This window comes from Streptococcus cristatus ATCC 51100, assembly GCF_000222765.1.
Classification (GTDB): Bacteria; Bacillota; Bacilli; order Lactobacillales; family Streptococcaceae; genus Streptococcus; species Streptococcus cristatus.
The window spans coordinates 302,092-316,882 of sequence record NZ_AFUE01000006.1 but is presented as its reverse complement, the minus strand read 5'-3'; the positions used below and the strand labels follow the sequence as shown (position 1 = coordinate 316,882).

The 14,791-nt window shown below is 43.2% G+C and carries 13 protein-coding genes; all 13 read left to right on the top strand.

Going from position 1 to position 14,791, the window contains the following annotated elements:
* Positions 1–331: 331 nt before the first annotated feature.
* Positions 332–2,389 carry a penicillin-binding protein PBP2B gene (pbp2b, locus tag HMPREF9960_RS04995; RefSeq protein WP_005589560.1) on the top strand — a complete coding sequence of 686 codons (2,058 nt, stop codon included), beginning with the start codon at positions 332–334 and terminating at the stop codon, positions 2,387–2,389.
* Between the two features lie 50 nt (positions 2,390–2,439).
* A complete protein-coding gene (recR, locus tag HMPREF9960_RS04990) occupies positions 2,440–3,036 on the top strand; it encodes a recombination mediator RecR (protein ID WP_005589561.1) in 597 nt (198 codons plus the stop codon).
* Positions 3,037–3,184: 148 nt separating this feature from the next.
* Positions 3,185–4,231, top strand: a complete 1,047-nt coding sequence (locus HMPREF9960_RS04985; protein WP_005589562.1) for a D-alanine--D-alanine ligase — start codon at positions 3,185–3,187, stop codon at positions 4,229–4,231.
* A 97-nt stretch (positions 4,232–4,328) separates the two neighbouring features.
* Positions 4,329–5,702, top strand: coding sequence for a UDP-N-acetylmuramoyl-tripeptide--D-alanyl-D-alanine ligase (locus tag HMPREF9960_RS04980; protein WP_005589563.1), 1,374 nt, complete (start codon positions 4,329–4,331; stop codon positions 5,700–5,702).
* Positions 5,689–6,300: an NUDIX hydrolase N-terminal domain-containing protein gene (locus tag HMPREF9960_RS04975; protein WP_005589565.1), complete on the top strand. Its 612-nt coding sequence runs from the start codon at positions 5,689–5,691 to the stop codon at positions 6,298–6,300. Before HMPREF9960_RS04980 ends, HMPREF9960_RS04975 begins: the two co-directional genes overlap by 14 nt.
* A 192-nt stretch (positions 6,301–6,492) precedes the next feature.
* Positions 6,493–7,191, top strand: a complete 699-nt coding sequence (locus HMPREF9960_RS04970; RefSeq protein ID WP_005589567.1) for a YwaF family protein — start codon at positions 6,493–6,495, stop codon at positions 7,189–7,191.
* Between the two features lie 108 nt (positions 7,192–7,299).
* Positions 7,300–7,980 (top strand): YwaF family protein, encoded by a 681-nt coding sequence (locus HMPREF9960_RS04965; protein ID WP_005589568.1) that lies wholly within the window; start codon positions 7,300–7,302, stop codon positions 7,978–7,980.
* Between the two features lie 296 nt (positions 7,981–8,276).
* On the top strand, positions 8,277–9,821 hold the full coding sequence (locus HMPREF9960_RS04960; protein ID WP_005589569.1) for a peptide chain release factor 3: 1,545 nt from the start codon (positions 8,277–8,279) through the stop codon (positions 9,819–9,821).
* Positions 9,822–10,108: 287 nt separating this feature from the next.
* Positions 10,109–11,020: a magnesium transporter CorA family protein gene (locus HMPREF9960_RS04955; protein ID WP_005589570.1), complete on the top strand. Its 912-nt coding sequence runs from the start codon at positions 10,109–10,111 to the stop codon at positions 11,018–11,020.
* Positions 11,021–11,199: 179 nt separating this feature from the next.
* A complete protein-coding gene (locus HMPREF9960_RS04950; RefSeq protein ID WP_005589571.1) occupies positions 11,200–12,093 on the top strand; it encodes an ABC transporter ATP-binding protein in 894 nt (297 codons plus the stop codon).
* Positions 12,090–13,304 carry an ABC transporter permease gene (locus tag HMPREF9960_RS04945; protein WP_005589572.1) on the top strand — a complete coding sequence of 405 codons (1,215 nt, stop codon included), beginning with the start codon at positions 12,090–12,092 and terminating at the stop codon, positions 13,302–13,304. The genes HMPREF9960_RS04950 and HMPREF9960_RS04945 overlap by 4 nt, the downstream gene beginning before the upstream one ends.
* Before the next feature lie 129 nt (positions 13,305–13,433).
* Positions 13,434–14,159, top strand: coding sequence for a UMP kinase (gene pyrH / locus HMPREF9960_RS04940; protein WP_005589574.1), 726 nt, complete (start codon positions 13,434–13,436; stop codon positions 14,157–14,159).
* An 18-nt stretch (positions 14,160–14,177) separates the two neighbouring features.
* Positions 14,178–14,735 (top strand): ribosome recycling factor, encoded by a 558-nt coding sequence (frr, locus tag HMPREF9960_RS04935; RefSeq protein WP_005589576.1) that lies wholly within the window; start codon positions 14,178–14,180, stop codon positions 14,733–14,735.
* Positions 14,736–14,791 lie beyond the last annotated feature (56 nt).

The window sequence follows — 14,791 nt, the reverse complement described above, 5'->3', positions numbered from 1 at the left end:
ACTAATCTTAGTATGTTTGTCAACTGTAGTGGGTTGTTGAAAAGTTACAACCTGGAGAGGACCAAATTTGTTCTCTCCTTTTTGATATTCAAAGCGACGAGAATTCTAGTTTTAAAGTTGTCAAAGTTCCGAAAGCTAAAAGCGTTGCGTTTGAGTAGGTAAGATCTAAGGCGTTTATAATTTTAGATCCATAATTCCTACAGTGGTTTTACCCACTACAGAAATTATAGATTTTCTCATTATTGGAGAAAAATTCTTTTTCGATCCTTTTAGATTTCCATGCTTCATTGCTGGGGAAATGTGGTAAAATAAAAGATAGATTTTTACGAGAATGAGAGAAGAAATGTCTAAGAGGAAATTTGATAGCCATTCTATCACAGGCCGACTCTACCTTCTATTTGGAATTGTCGGAGCCTTATTTTTGGTGCTGATCGCTCGTCTGGGCTACATGCAGGTCGTCAATCAAGAATTTTATACAGATAAATTAGCTAAAGCAAGTAAAACAAAGATAAAATCGAGTTCGGTTCGTGGGCAGATCTATGAAGCTTCAGGCAAGCCCCTGGTGGAGAACACAACCAAGCAAGTGGTGACCTTTACGCGAGATAATAAACTGACAGCAGAAGAAATCCGTGAAACAGCACAAAAGTTACTGCAGTATGTGTCCGTGTCTGACCTAAAGGTGACCGAGCGCCAAGAAGTTGACTATTATCTGGCGGATAATAAAGTTTACCGAGAAGTGGTTGAAAAATTACCCAAGGAAGAAAAATTTGATACAGATGGAAATCGTTTGCCTGAAGCCAAGATCTATAAGGCAGCGGCGGAGAGTATTGATCCAAGCCAGCTAGGCTATACAGATGAGGAAAAGAGGATTATCGCTCTATTCAGCCAGATGAATGCTGTGCCAAACTTTTCAACAGGGACGATTCAGACAGATGATTTGACGACGGAGCAGGTCGCTACGATTGCGTCCATCGGCAAAGAGCTTCCGGGTATTAGTATTTCAACCAGCTGGAACCGGAAAGTTTTGGAAACATCGTTGGCTTCAATTGTTGGTCAAATTTCAACCGAAAAAACAGGTCTGCCAGCTGAGGAAGCGGATGACTATGTCAAGAAGGGCTATTCTCTGAATGACCGAGTGGGAATTTCTTATCTGGAAAAAGAGTATGAGTCTGTTTTACAAGGAAAACGAGCAGAGAAAGAAATTCGGCTGGACAAAAATGGCAACATGGAGAGCGTTGAGACTATTTCTGAGGGAAGCAAAGGGAACAACCTGAAGCTAACCGTAGATCTGACCTTCCAGCAGGGTGTTGAGGATATTCTTAGAAATGCCTTTAATATGGAGCTAGCCAAGGGCAACGCCACCTATTCAGAAGGTGTCTATGCCGTGGCTATGGATCCCAATACGGGGTCAATCTTGGCCCTGGCTGGTGTCAAGCACGATCTGGAAACAGGCGATATCTCAGCGGATGCGCTGGGTACCATTACAAATGTTTTCGTTCCAGGTTCTGTCGTCAAGGCGGCTACCTTAACCGCTGGTTGGCAGTACGGAGCTATTTCTGGGAATCAATCCTTGGTCGATCAACCGATTCTTTTCGCAGGCTCTGCTCCCATCAATTCTTGGTTTACGGCCTATGGTTCACGTTCTATTACGGCGGTGGAGGCTCTGGAATATTCGTCTAATACCTATATGGTTCAGGTGGCCCTAAATATGCTGGGGACTCCATATAGCCCAAATATGGCTTTAGGAACTAACAATGTCGATGCTTCGATGAAAAAACTCCGTTCGACTTTTGCAGAATATGGTCTAGGGACTGAGACAGGAATTGATTTACCGACAGAATCTACAGGCTATATTCCCAAAAACTTCACAGTCAGCAATTATATTACGGATGCTTTTGGTCAGTTTGATAACTACACACCACTTCAGTTGGCTCAATATGCGTCGACGGTAGCCAATAACGGCAAACGGGTAGCTCCGCATCTGGTTGAAGGCATTTACGCCAACAATGACCAAGGTGGACTGGGAGACTTGATTGAGAAAAAGGAAACAAAAGAACTAAATCAGGTCAATATTTCTGAGGAAAATATGGCTCTGATAAAACAAGGTTTCTATCAGGTGGTTAATGGATGGAGTGGCTTTACAACTGGACGGACGATTGCGCAGGGCGCTATGGTTTCTATCAGCGCCAAAACAGGTACTGCTGAAACCTTTGTCAACGGTGGTACATCTGCTATCAACACCAATGTTGTATCCTATGCACCAAGCGATAATCCTAAAATAGCTGTAGCCGTGGTATTTCCGCACAATACTGACCTTTCCTCAACGGTCAGCCACAGTATCACCCGTGATATTATCAACCTTTATAACCAACAGCACCCTATGAATTAGAAAGGAAAAGCAGTAGAATCGGATCAAGATTTTACTGCTCAACTATTATTATGCTTTATCCAACCCCTATCGCTAAATTGATTGATAGCTTTTCCAAGCTGCCGGGCATCGGCATCAAGACAGCTACTCGTCTGGCCTTTTATACCATCGGGATGAGTGACGATGATGTCAATGAGTTTGCCAAAAATCTACTAGCTGCCAAGCGCGAGCTGACTTATTGCTCCATCTGTGGCAACCTGACGGATGATGATCCCTGTGCGATTTGCACGGATCAAACGCGCGATCAGACTGTGATCCTCATCGTTGAGGATAGCCGCGATGTGTCTGCCATGGAAAATATCCAAGAATACCACGGCCTTTATCATGTCCTCCACGGTCTCATTTCCCCTATGAACGGTGTAGGACCAGATGATATCAACCTCAAGAGTCTCTTGACTCGCTTGATGGACAGCCAAGTGATGGAAGTGATTGTGGCTACTAATGCAACGGCTGACGGAGAAGCGACTTCTATGTATATTTCGCGGGTCCTCAAGCCTGCAGGTATCAAGGTGACTCGACTGGCCCGCGGATTGGCTGTCGGCGCTGATATCGAATATGCAGACGAAGTGACCTTGCTCCGAGCTATTGAAAATCGGACAGAATTGTAAGACGAAAGAAAGATTTCCTGCTGAAAAACAGCTTTGGAAGTCTTTTTTCTATTCAAAAATGCCAGGAAATATGGTATACTGAAACAGTCTGAAAAGAAGATGGGGCAACCCAAAATGAACTTATAGCTAGAAATGTTAGGATAAGATAATGGTCAAACAAACCTTGATTTTAATATACGGTGGCCGCAGTGCGGAGCGAGAAGTTTCAGTCTTGTCGGCTGAGAGTGTCATGCGAGCTGTCAACTATGACAAATTTTCTGTCAAGACTTATTTCATCACAAAAGCAGGCGATTTTATCAAGACACAGGAATTTACAGAAAAACCAGCTGCAGATGAAAAGCTCATGACCAATGCAACGGTTGATGTTTCGCAGCAAGTCAAACCGAGTGATATTTATGAGGAAAATGCAGTTGTCTTTCCTGTTCTTCATGGACCGATGGGCGAGGATGGCTCGATTCAAGGTTTCCTTGAAGTGCTGCGCCTTCCTTATGTGGGCTGCAATATCTTGTCTTCCAGTGTTGCCATGGACAAAATTACCACCAAACGCATTCTGGAGTCTGCTGGAATCCCACAGGTACCTTATGTAGCGGTGATTGAGGGTGAAAATCTGGAAGAAAAAATTGCCGAAATCGAAGAAAAATTGACGTATCCGATTTTTACTAAACCGTCTAATATGGGCTCTAGTGTCGGTATTTCCAAGTCTGAGAATCAAGAGGAGCTGCGGGCAGCATTGGATTTGGCCTTCAAGTATGACAGCCGTGTCTTGATCGAGCAGGGAGTCAATGCGCGTGAGATTGAGGTTGGTCTCTTAGGAAATTATGACGTTAAGAGTACCTTGCCAGGCGAAGTGGTCAAAGATGTGGCTTTCTACGATTATGAAGCCAAGTATATTGACAACAAGATTACCATGGATATCCCTGTAAAAATCTCAGATGGGGTTATTTCAGTCATGCGTACGAATGCTGAGACAGCCTTTCGTGCCTTGGGCGGACAGGGATTGGCTCGCTGTGATTTCTTCTACACCGAAGAGGGGGACATTTTCCTCAATGAGCTCAACACCATGCCTGGCTTTACTCAATGGTCTATGTATCCCTTGCTTTGGGAAAATATGGGACTGCCTTATTCTGATTTGATTGAGAAATTGGTAAATCTAGCTGAAGAGGCCTTTGCTCAGCGAGAAGCGCATCTTTTATAAATATGATATAATAGAGGGACTGAGATGACAGACTGAATATTTAGTCTGGCCTCAATCCCTTCTTTTTTGGGAAAAAGCGGAAAAATGAGTTAAAAACATGAAATTAGATTTATATGAAATAGCAGAAGTCTTGGCTGCGAAAAATGATGTCAGTCAGTTTGAAAATGTGACTTTTAGAAATGCTGAATTTGACAGCCGTTTGATTGAGGCGGGGGATCTTTTTATCCCGCTCAAGGGCGCGCGTGACGGCCATGACTTTATCGCGACGGCTTTTGATCAGGGAGCTACGGCTACCTTGTCTGAACGTCCAGTAGCAGAAGGACCTTATGTCTTGGTCGATGATGTGCTAGCGGCCTTTCAAGCTTTGGCTCAATACTATCTGGAAAAGACAGGCGTAGATGTGCTCGCTGTGACAGGCTCCAATGGGAAGACTACAACCAAGGATATGCTGGCTCAGCTGCTGGCTACTAGCTACAAAACCTATAAGACCCAAGGTAACTATAATAATGAAATCGGCCTGCCCTACACAGTGCTCCACATGCCAGATGACACAGAAAAGCTAGTTTTGGAAATGGGGCAAGACCACTTAGGAGATATCCATCTTCTATCTGAAATTGCCAAGCCTAAAACGGGTATTGTGACCTTGGTTGGCGAAGCTCACTTAGAATTTTTCGGAAGCCGTACGGAGATTGCTAAAGGCAAGATGCAAATTGCGGATGGCATGAAGAAAGGTGGCTTACTCTTGGTCCCAGCTGACAAGATTGTCAATGATTTTCTGCCAGACCAGCAAAAAGTGGTTCGCTTTGGTCCCGATGCAGATATTTGTCTGACTCGTCTAGAAGAGCGCAAGGACAGCTTGACCTTTGAAGCGAATTTTCTTGAGCAGGCGATTGACTTGCCCGTGACTGGCAAATACAATGCGACCAACGCCATGATCGCCTCTTACGTGGCCTTGCAAGAGGGTGTCAGTGAGTCGGCGATCCGTCAGGCTTTTGCCCAGCTGGAATTGACCCGCAATCGAACCGAGTGGAAGAAGGCGGCAAATGGGGCCGATATCCTGTCTGATGTTTACAATGCCAATCCAACAGCTATGCGCTTGATTCTTGAAACCTTCTCAGCGATTCCAGCTAGTCAGGGTGGCCGTAAGGCTGCAGTCTTAGCTGATATGAAAGAGCTGGGTGCAGACTCCAAGCTAATGCACGGAGCTATGATTACCAGCCTCAATCCAGAGGTTATCACTGATCTATTCCTCTATGGAGAGGACATGGAAGCCCTCTATGTCTATGCTCGGGAAATCTACCCACCAAATCGGGTGCATTATTTTGTTAAAAATGCTGACAAAGATCAGTTTGAAGATTTGACCAAGACCGTTAAGACTTGGTTGCAATCCTCCGACCAAATCTTGCTCAAGGGTAGTAATTCGATGAAGTTGGATAAACTAGTGGAGGTCTTGGAGCATGGGGACAAGTGATACAGCTTTAATTTTGCAACGACTGTTAGCTATAACGGATACAGGCTTGTCTTTTGCTGCCAGTGACTTTGATCGAGAACGCTATGCGGATATCAGAGACAATCTGAATCAGTTGCTCAGCGAGACCAGCCATCTGGAACCGGATGAGCTGTCTGACTTGCTCCGGCCGACAGATTTTTATGCGACTCCTTTGGTCGATGTCCGAGCTTTTATCGTTCAGCAGGGCAAGATTTGTCTAGTACGAGGACAGCAAGAGGAGACATGGGCTCTGCCGGGTGGTTTCTGCGAAGTAGGCTTATCTCCTAAAGAAAATATAGTAAAAGAAATTCAGGAAGAAACGGGATTTCAAGCTAGCGTAGTACGCTTGCTGGCTGTCTTTGATAGCAATAAATTTCAGCCACAAAGTAAGCAGTATGTCAAGCTCGTGTTTGAGTGTCAGCTGAAAGAGGGAGATTTTCAGCCCAATTTAGAAATTGCCGAGCTGAGTTTCTTTGCCCCACAGGATTTGCCTCTTCTATCCGAGAAAAGGATAACAAAAGAGCAGCTGCAGCTTCTCTGGGATATTTATCAGAATCAGCAAGAACAATATATAGACTAGATTGAAGTTGATGCTGACTAGATGCTTATATCCAGTAGACCAGATAATCTAGCTCAATCTGTCCAGAGTTGTAATGGCCAGAAGCTATTACTCTAGGAAGTTGAAAACTTTTTGAAAAGGAATTAAGGACTTTGCTAGGAAGAACAAGCCCAGTGTCCTTAAAAATTATTTATTAGGATGAAAATTTGAAAGATGAATTTACTAGATTTTTTTACTAGTCACAAAACAGAACCGCCTGTGATGACGCCTTTTGCTTATATTCTGCTCATGATGAGCCTAGTGTCCGTCATCTATGTTGCTAGTCGTTTTTTTGAGCAAAAGAAAGTACAGACCTTTTTTAAAGTTGCCCAAATCGTACAATTAGTCTCTTTGTATGGCTGGTACTTGGCTATTCAGGAGCCTTTATCGGAGAGTCTCCCTTTGTACCATTGTCGAGTGGCGATGTTTGCTGTCTTGCTACTGCCAGATAAAGTAGCTGTAGCTTATAAACAATATTTCGCCTTATTGGGAGTATTTGGACCGATTTGCGCCATTGTCTATCCGATTTTGGATCCCTATCCATTTCCACATATCACGCTATTTTCATTTTTCATCGGTCATTTGGCTCTGTTAGGCAATTCGATTATTTACCTGATGAAGCATTATGATAGACTTAATTTGTCCTATCGCCGTATTGTAGAAATTACCTTTGGATTAGATTTCCTCATCCTGCTTGGAAATATTGCATTCGGAGGAAACTACGGTTTCTTAAAGGAGCCACCTCTGGTAGGAGATCATGGTATGCTTGGGAACTATATGATCGTGTCAGTGGTCTTAGCGACTGCCCTACTTCTATTTTCTTACTTGTTCAAAGAAATGAAGGAAAGACAGGCAGAGCGATTGACCCAATAAGGATTGGAAGAGAAGCTGATTTCTCTAGCAACTAGGAAAATTCTGCCTAGATTTTCAATCTGACTGGGAGTTTGAACTTACAGATTTTAAAAGTAGAAAGGAAACAGGATGCATCATTTTTTGACTACCAACCAAACTGAACCACCCTTTGTATCAGCTTTGGCCTACTCTTTGATGATGGCACTGCTTTTGCTGTCTGTCTACGCATCGATAAAATACCATAAGAATCCTAGCTTTATCAAAAGCATGAAAATTCTTCAATTGTGCCAACTGGCAGTTCTTTATAGCTGGTATGTGGGTTTTCAGCTTCCTCTTGCAAATAGTCTGCCTTTGTACCATTGCCGTTTGGCCATGTTTGCGGTGGTCTTTCTGCCAGATAAATGGCCCAGCAAGCAGTATTTTGCTCTTCTAGGAGCCAGCGGAGCAGTCTTTGCCCTTGGTTATCCAGTCTTTGATCCTTATGATTTCCCGCACATTACCAGTTTTTCTTTCCTGATTGGTCACTATGCGCTCTTGGTAAATTCCTTGATTTATCTGATGAATCACTACGATAAGACCCAGCTCAAGAAATATACGATTGTCCTCTATACTTTTGTGCTTGATGCCTTTCTTGTCGGTGTTAATCAAGTGACGGGTGGGAATTACGGTCTGCTAAAAAGCCCGCCTTTTATCAGCCAGCACAATCTTTTAGTAAAATATTTAGCTGTGTCGATTATTTTGTCCGCTACCTTGCTTCTTTTTGATGAAATATTTAAGAAACGCTGGAAAAAACAGCTAGAAATTGTTTAATATTGCATTTTATAACTCCTGTCAAGTTTAGTTGGCAGGAGTTTTCTTAAATCTGATTTTAATATTAATCATTGCAGTTTTCCTCTTTAGCAGTGTCATTGTCAGATTTTAAGATAAGTTAGCCAAATATAAAGAATAGAATCGCTGGCAAGGGCGGTTTTTATCTTTCTTATATAATTGAAAAAAAGCGCTAAATCCGCTATAATAGGTAGGTTGAAAGGATTAGAATATTCCAATGTAAAATATAAAAAATACTAACATTCACCATTATCCTAAAATGAAAGAAAGAGAAGAAAATGACTTTACAAGAAGAAATCAAGAAACGCCGTACCTTTGCCATTATTTCCCACCCGGACGCGGGGAAAACAACCATCACTGAGCAGTTGCTCTACTTTGGGGGAGAAATTCGTGAAGCTGGTACTGTAAAAGGTAAGAAAACAGGAACTTTTGCCAAGTCTGACTGGATGGATATCGAGAAACAACGTGGGATTTCGGTAACCTCATCTGTTATGCAGTTTGACTACGACGGCAAACGCGTCAATATCCTAGACACACCAGGACACGAGGACTTCTCAGAAGATACCTATCGGACCTTGATGGCGGTGGATGCTGCGGTCATGGTCGTGGACTCTGCCAAGGGTATTGAGGCCCAAACCAAGAAATTGTTTGAGGTTGTGAAACACCGTGGAATCCCTGTCTTTACCTTTATGAACAAGCTAGACCGTGACGGTCGCGAGCCACTGGACCTCTTGCAAGAATTGGAAGAAGTCTTGGGGATTGCTAGCTATCCGATGAACTGGCCAATCGGGATGGGGAAAGCCTTTGAGGGCTTGTATGACCTTTATAACCAACGCTTGGAACTCTACAAAGGGGATGAACGTTTTGCCAGTCTAGAAGAAGGGGACAAACTTTTTGCCAGCAATCCTTTCTATGAGCAAGTTAAGGATGACATTGAGCTCCTGAAGGAAGCAGGAAATGAGTTCTCAGAGGAAGCTATTTTAGCTGGTGAGCTAACTCCAGTCTTCTTCGGTTCAGCCCTGACCAACTTTGGGGTACAGACCTTCCTCGAAACCTTCCTCAAGTTTGCGCCAGAGCCACATGGCCACAAGAAAACAGACGGAGAAATTGTGGATCCTTATGACAAGGATTTCTCAGGATTCGTCTTTAAAATCCAAGCCAACATGGACCCTCGTCACCGTGACCGTATTGCCTTTGTCCGTATCGTATCGGGTGAATTTGAGCGCGGTATGAGTGTCAACCTACCTCGTACTGGTAAGACTGCCAAACTGTCGAATGTCACTCAGTTTATGGCTGAAAGTCGTGAGAATGTCACCAATGCCGTAGCAGGAGATATTATCGGAGTTTACGATACCGGTACTTATCAAGTTGGAGATACCTTGACAGTTGGAAAAAATAAGTTTGAATTTGAACCGTTGCCAACCTTTACACCTGAAATTTTTATGAAAGTTTCTGCTAAGAACGTCATGAAACAAAAATCCTTCCACAAGGGAATTGAGCAATTGGTGCAAGAAGGAGCCATTCAGCTTTATAAGAACTACCAAACAGGCGAGTACATGCTGGGCGCCGTAGGTCAACTCCAGTTTGAAGTCTTTAAGCACCGTATGGAAGGCGAGTACAATGCAGAAGTGGTCATGAGCCCAATGGGGAAAAAGACAGTTCGTTGGATCAAACCAGAGGACTTGGATGAACGGATGTCCTCAAGCCGCAATATCTTGGCCAAGGACCGTTTCGACCAACCAGTCTTCCTCTTTGAAAATGACTTTGCCCTCCGCTGGTTTGCGGATAAATATCCAGATGTAGAGTTAGAAGAGAAGATGTGATTCAGTACCACCAATTGGAACTAAAGTTCCTAATTGGTGGACGCTAGCCGCTATTTGGCGGACTAGCTAGCTGCCTCACTAACTTATCGGTGAAAAAAGACCGTTTCCGCATCTTCGTGTCGTAGCTAGTGACTTGATTTAGCTAACTTCTTTACAAGCTATATTTAAAAGATGATATTGACTTGCTTGCTTTATTGTCAGGATATGGGAGCTTTGACTATGAGGATAAGTGTGGACGTTAGGCGTGAGCTATTAGAGAATCATTCTAGATCCCAGAAAGGAGTTCTATGTTTCTGGAAAGAAAACTAAAAGATCAATCTGTCTGGATCAACATTGACTCAGATGATGTTAAAAAGAATGGGCAGATTTATCAGGATTATAATATCGACCTTGAAACCATCGAATATGCGCTGGATAAAAACGAGCGGGCTCACATGGACTACAATCGCGAGAATGGAACGGTTCTTTTCATCTATAATGTGCTGAATTTGGCGACAGAAAAGGACTACTATGAGACCATTCCGATGACTTTCGTGGTGCAGCAGGATCGCCTCATCACCATCAGCAATCAAGACAATGCCTATGTGGTCGATATCATGAAGGCCTACACGGAGCATCATGAGCCTGTGTCGGTCTATAAGTTTCTTTTTGCTAGTCTGGAGTTGATCTCCAATTCCTACTATCCGGTCATTGAGCAGATGGATAAGCGCAAGGATGAGCTTAACAGACTTTTGCGTCAAAAAACTACTAAAAAGCACTTGTTTGCCCTCTCCGACTTGGAAACTTCTATGGTCTATCTGGTGGCGGCATCCAAGCAAAATACTATTCTTCTGGGGCACATCAAGAGCCATGCTGTTTATCGTAGCTTTGATGAACTAGAAACCGAGCAGTTTGAAGATGCCATGATTGAGGCACGTCAGCTAGTTTCAATGACGGATTTGATTGCTCAGGTTCTTAGCCAGCTTTCGGGCTCCTACAATAACATCCTGAACAACAATCTGAATGATAATTTGACTGTCTTGACCATTATCTCGGTCCTTCTAGCAGTTCTAGCAGTCATCACCGGCTTCTTCGGTATGAATGTACCCCTGCCTTTGTCAGATGATAAAAATGCTTGGCTTTATATTATCATCATTAGCTTTGTTCTCTGGACTCTTCTGACCAAGCTCCTAAACTGGGTGGTCAATAAAGAGCGATGAATAAAATACATTAAACAATGAGGTTTTCGAGCCTCATTTTTTTGTGGTATTAGTTGGAGTGAGTTTCATATTTTACTTATGAAAAATAGAGGAGAAATTTTTTGTACACTAGGACCAAAGGATGACAAACTGCTTTCAAACTAGTATAATAATCTTAGTATCATAATAGGAGGTTTCATATGCTTCATGTAGAAAAACTAGAAAAAAGTTTTGGGCAAAAGCAAGTCTTGTTCGGCATTGATTTTGAAGCCCAGCCGGGGCATATCCTTGGTTTGATTGGGAAAAACGGTGCTGGGAAAACAACGATTTTTCACAGTATTTTACGCTTCCTAGACTATAGTGGAGAGATTCGTTTCGAAGGGCAGGCGATTGAGCAGGAGACCTATAGTAGGATTGGCTATCTGCCTGAGGAAAGAAGCCTGATGCCCAAGCTGACGGTCTTTGAGCAAGTGCGCTATCTGGCAAATCTAAAGGGTGTGCCGACAGCTGTTGTCAAAGAAAAACTGCCCCAGTGGATGGAAAAGCTTCAGGTCAAGGGGAAATTAACAGACAAAATCAAGAGCTTGTCTAAGGGGAACCAGCAAAAGGTTCAGCTGATTATCACGCTTCTGCATGAGCCAGACTTGATTATTTTAGATGAGCCCTTCAGCGGTCTGGATCCTGTCAATACTGAAATCCTGAAAGAAGTCATTATTGAAGAGAAAAAGCGCGGAGCGACGATTATCTTCTCAGACCATGTCATGACAAATGTGGAAGAGTTGTGCGATGACGTCTTGATGATTCGTGACGGGCAAGTAGTCCTAAATGGGGATGTTCAGGCAGTCCGCAACCAATATGGCAAGACTCGTCTTTTCGTTTCAAGTGACTTGTCACAGGCTGAATTAGAAGCCCTGTCCCATGTTGTCAAGGCGACGCAGACCAAGCAAGGCATCTGGAAATTGATTTTGGATGATGAAACAGCTGGCCCTGAATTGTTTGATCGCTTGACTCAGGGAAGCTATGTGGCAACTTTCGACCAGCAGGCACCGACAATTGATGAAATTTTCAAATTAGAATCAGGGGTGGAAGTATGAAACAAATGTTAATCGTAATCAAAGAAACCTACCTGCGTCATGTCAAATCTTGGAGTTTTGTCTTTATGGTCTTGTCTCCTTTTCTCTTTCTTGGGTTGAGTTTGGGAATTGGCTATCTGCAGGGAAGCTCTATGTCCTCCTCTAAAAAGGTGGCAGTGCTGACCCAGCTTGATTCTGTCCGAGAAGTATTAAGAGCTGAAGATCAGCTGAGCTTTCAGTACAAAGATGAAGCAGCAGCCAAGCAGGCTGTAAAAGATAAGAAAATCGCAGGCTATCTGACGGTTGAGGAAAAAGACGGACAACTTTCTGCCACCTACTATGCAGAAACCAGTATGAATACTGCAACGAAAATGGCTTTGTCCAATTCCCTTATTCAGGTCCAGCAGGCTTTAAACTTGGCTCAGGCCCATTTATCAGATGAGCAGAGTCAGATTCTTGCGCGGACAGTCCAGTTTGAAGAAAAAATCGATGAAAATAAAGAAAGCAAGAAGATGGTTCAGACCTTTGCTGCAATAGGACTGGGCTTCCTGCTCTATATGATTCTGATTACTTATGCTAGCGTTACTGCCCAAGATGTGGCTAGTGAAAAGGGCACAAAAATCATGGAAGTCATCTTCTCCAGTATTAAGGCGACCGATTATTTCTATGCCCGTATGATTGGGATTTTTGCAGTGATTCTTAGCCATCTGGGTATTTATGTGCTTGGTGGACTGGCAGCCTTTCTCTTTGTGGACAGCATTCCTCTTGTATCCCAAGTCTTGAAGAGCAATCCAGCCATTCAGCAGTATATCGGAGAAGCTGTGTCTTTGAATACCCTAGCCTTTGTAGCAGTTAGTATCTTTATGTATGTTGTCTTGTCGGCCTTTCTTGGTTCAATGGTGGCGCGAGCAGAAGATACAGGAAAAGTCCTTTCGCCCGTTATCATGCTGATTTTAGTTGGCTTTATGGGGGTTTCTTCGCTAGGGGCAGCAGGAGACAATGTGATTTTGAAGGTTGGTTCTTATCTTCCTTTCATCTCAACCTTTTTCATGCCCTTCCGAGCTATCAATGGTTATGCGACCAGCTTGGAAGCTTGGATTTCTTTAGGAATTACAGCTGCTTTTGCGGTAATGATGACAGTTTTCATCGCGCGAATCTACTCCAGCCTTGTCCTGCAGACGGATGATTTGGGAGCTTGGAAGACCTTCAAACGTGCTTTAAAATATAAATAAATCACAACTTCACTGGAGTCATCTGGTGAAGTTTTCTTTTTGTATTTTAATTTAATATTTTGAATAATAGGGCTAGGTAAAAAGTGGAATTTATGGTAAAATAGTACAGATAAAACAAGGAGTGGAAAAATGGTAGAACCTAAATATAAGCGTATTTTGATTAAACTATCTGGAGAAGCTTTGGCTGGCGAAAAAGGTGTAGGGATCAACATCGCTACTGTACAAAAAATGGCTGAAGAAATCAAGGAAGTCCATGAACTGGGCATTCAAATTGCCTTGGTTATTGGTGGCGGTAATCTTTGGCGAGGCGAGCCAGCAGCAGAAGCAGGTATGGATCGCGTTCAAGCGGACTATACTGGCATGTTGGGGACAGTTATGAATGCACTTGTAATGGCAGATTCTCTGCAACAAGTGGGCGTTGACACCCGAGTTCAAACAGCAATTGCCATGCAACAGGTAGCTGAGCCTTATATTCGTGGACGTGCTCTTCGTCACTTGGAAAAAGGTCGGATCGTTATTTTCGGTGCTGGTATTGGTTCACCATATTTCTCAACAGACACGACAGCTGCTCTGCGGGCTGCAGAAATTGAGGCAGATGCTATCCTCATGGCTAAAAATGGTGTGGACGGGGTCTACAATGCCGATCCAAACAAGGATAAAACAGCTGTGAAGTTTGATGAATTGACCCACCGTGACGTTATTAACAAAGGCTTACGCATCATGGACTCGACTGCTTCTACCCTTTCTATGGACAATGACATTGACCTAGTCGTCTTTAACATGAATGAACCTGGCAATATCAAACGAGTGGTCTTTGGCGAGCAAATCGGGACAACTGTCTCAAATAATTTATAAAAATCAGGAGAAAAGAAAATGGCAAATGCAATTGTAGAAAAAGCAAAAGAAAGAATGACCCATTCGCACCAAAGCTTGGCGCGTGAATTTGGTAGCATCCGTGCAGGCCGCGCTAATGCTAGCCTTTTGGATCGTATCCATGTGGAATACTATGGAGTAGAGACACCGCTTAACCAACTCTCTTCTATCACAATTCCAGAAGCGCGTGTTCTTTTGGTGACACCTTTTGATAAGTCTTCTATCAAGGATATCGAGCGTGCGATCAATGCCTCTGACTTAGGTATCACACCATCTAGCGACGGATCTGTCATTCGTTTGGTCATTCCAGCTCTGACAGAGGAAACTCGTCGTGAATTGGCTAAAGAAGTGAAAAAAGTCGGTGAAAATGCTAAGATTGCGATTCGTAACATCCGCCGCGACGCGATGGACGAAGCTAAGAAACAGGAAAAGGCTAAAGAAATCACTGAAGATGAATTGAAGGTTCTTGAAAAGGATATCCAAAAAGTCACTGATGATGCAGTGAAGCATATCGATGATATGACAGCGACTAAAGAAAAAGAACTTCTAGAAGTTTAATATTTTAGCAGAATCAAAACTCAGTTGGCCTTGGCTGACTGAGTTGTTTTAACATA

What these genes read in the sequence shown, in the direction of transcription:
- pbp2b (WP_005589560.1), top strand. Translation starts at nt 332, where the DNA reads ATGAGAGAAGAAATGTCTAAGAGGAAATTTGATAGCCATTCTATCACA.
- recR (WP_005589561.1), top strand. Translation starts at nt 2,440, where the DNA reads ATGCTTTATCCAACCCCTATCGCTAAATTGATTGATAGCTTTTCCAAG.
- HMPREF9960_RS04985 (WP_005589562.1), top strand. Translation starts at nt 3,185, where the DNA reads ATGGTCAAACAAACCTTGATTTTAATATACGGTGGCCGCAGTGCGGAG.
- HMPREF9960_RS04980 (WP_005589563.1), top strand. Translation starts at nt 4,329, where the DNA reads ATGAAATTAGATTTATATGAAATAGCAGAAGTCTTGGCTGCGAAAAAT.
- HMPREF9960_RS04975 (WP_005589565.1), top strand. Translation starts at nt 5,689, where the DNA reads ATGGGGACAAGTGATACAGCTTTAATTTTGCAACGACTGTTAGCTATA.
- HMPREF9960_RS04970 (WP_005589567.1), top strand. Translation starts at nt 6,493, where the DNA reads ATGAATTTACTAGATTTTTTTACTAGTCACAAAACAGAACCGCCTGTG.
- HMPREF9960_RS04965 (WP_005589568.1), top strand. Translation starts at nt 7,300, where the DNA reads ATGCATCATTTTTTGACTACCAACCAAACTGAACCACCCTTTGTATCA.
- HMPREF9960_RS04960 (WP_005589569.1), top strand. Translation starts at nt 8,277, where the DNA reads ATGACTTTACAAGAAGAAATCAAGAAACGCCGTACCTTTGCCATTATT.
- HMPREF9960_RS04955 (WP_005589570.1), top strand. Translation starts at nt 10,109, where the DNA reads ATGTTTCTGGAAAGAAAACTAAAAGATCAATCTGTCTGGATCAACATT.
- HMPREF9960_RS04950 (WP_005589571.1), top strand. Translation starts at nt 11,200, where the DNA reads ATGCTTCATGTAGAAAAACTAGAAAAAAGTTTTGGGCAAAAGCAAGTC.
- HMPREF9960_RS04945 (WP_005589572.1), top strand. Translation starts at nt 12,090, where the DNA reads ATGAAACAAATGTTAATCGTAATCAAAGAAACCTACCTGCGTCATGTC.
- pyrH (WP_005589574.1), top strand. Translation starts at nt 13,434, where the DNA reads ATGGTAGAACCTAAATATAAGCGTATTTTGATTAAACTATCTGGAGAA.
- frr (WP_005589576.1), top strand. Translation starts at nt 14,178, where the DNA reads ATGGCAAATGCAATTGTAGAAAAAGCAAAAGAAAGAATGACCCATTCG.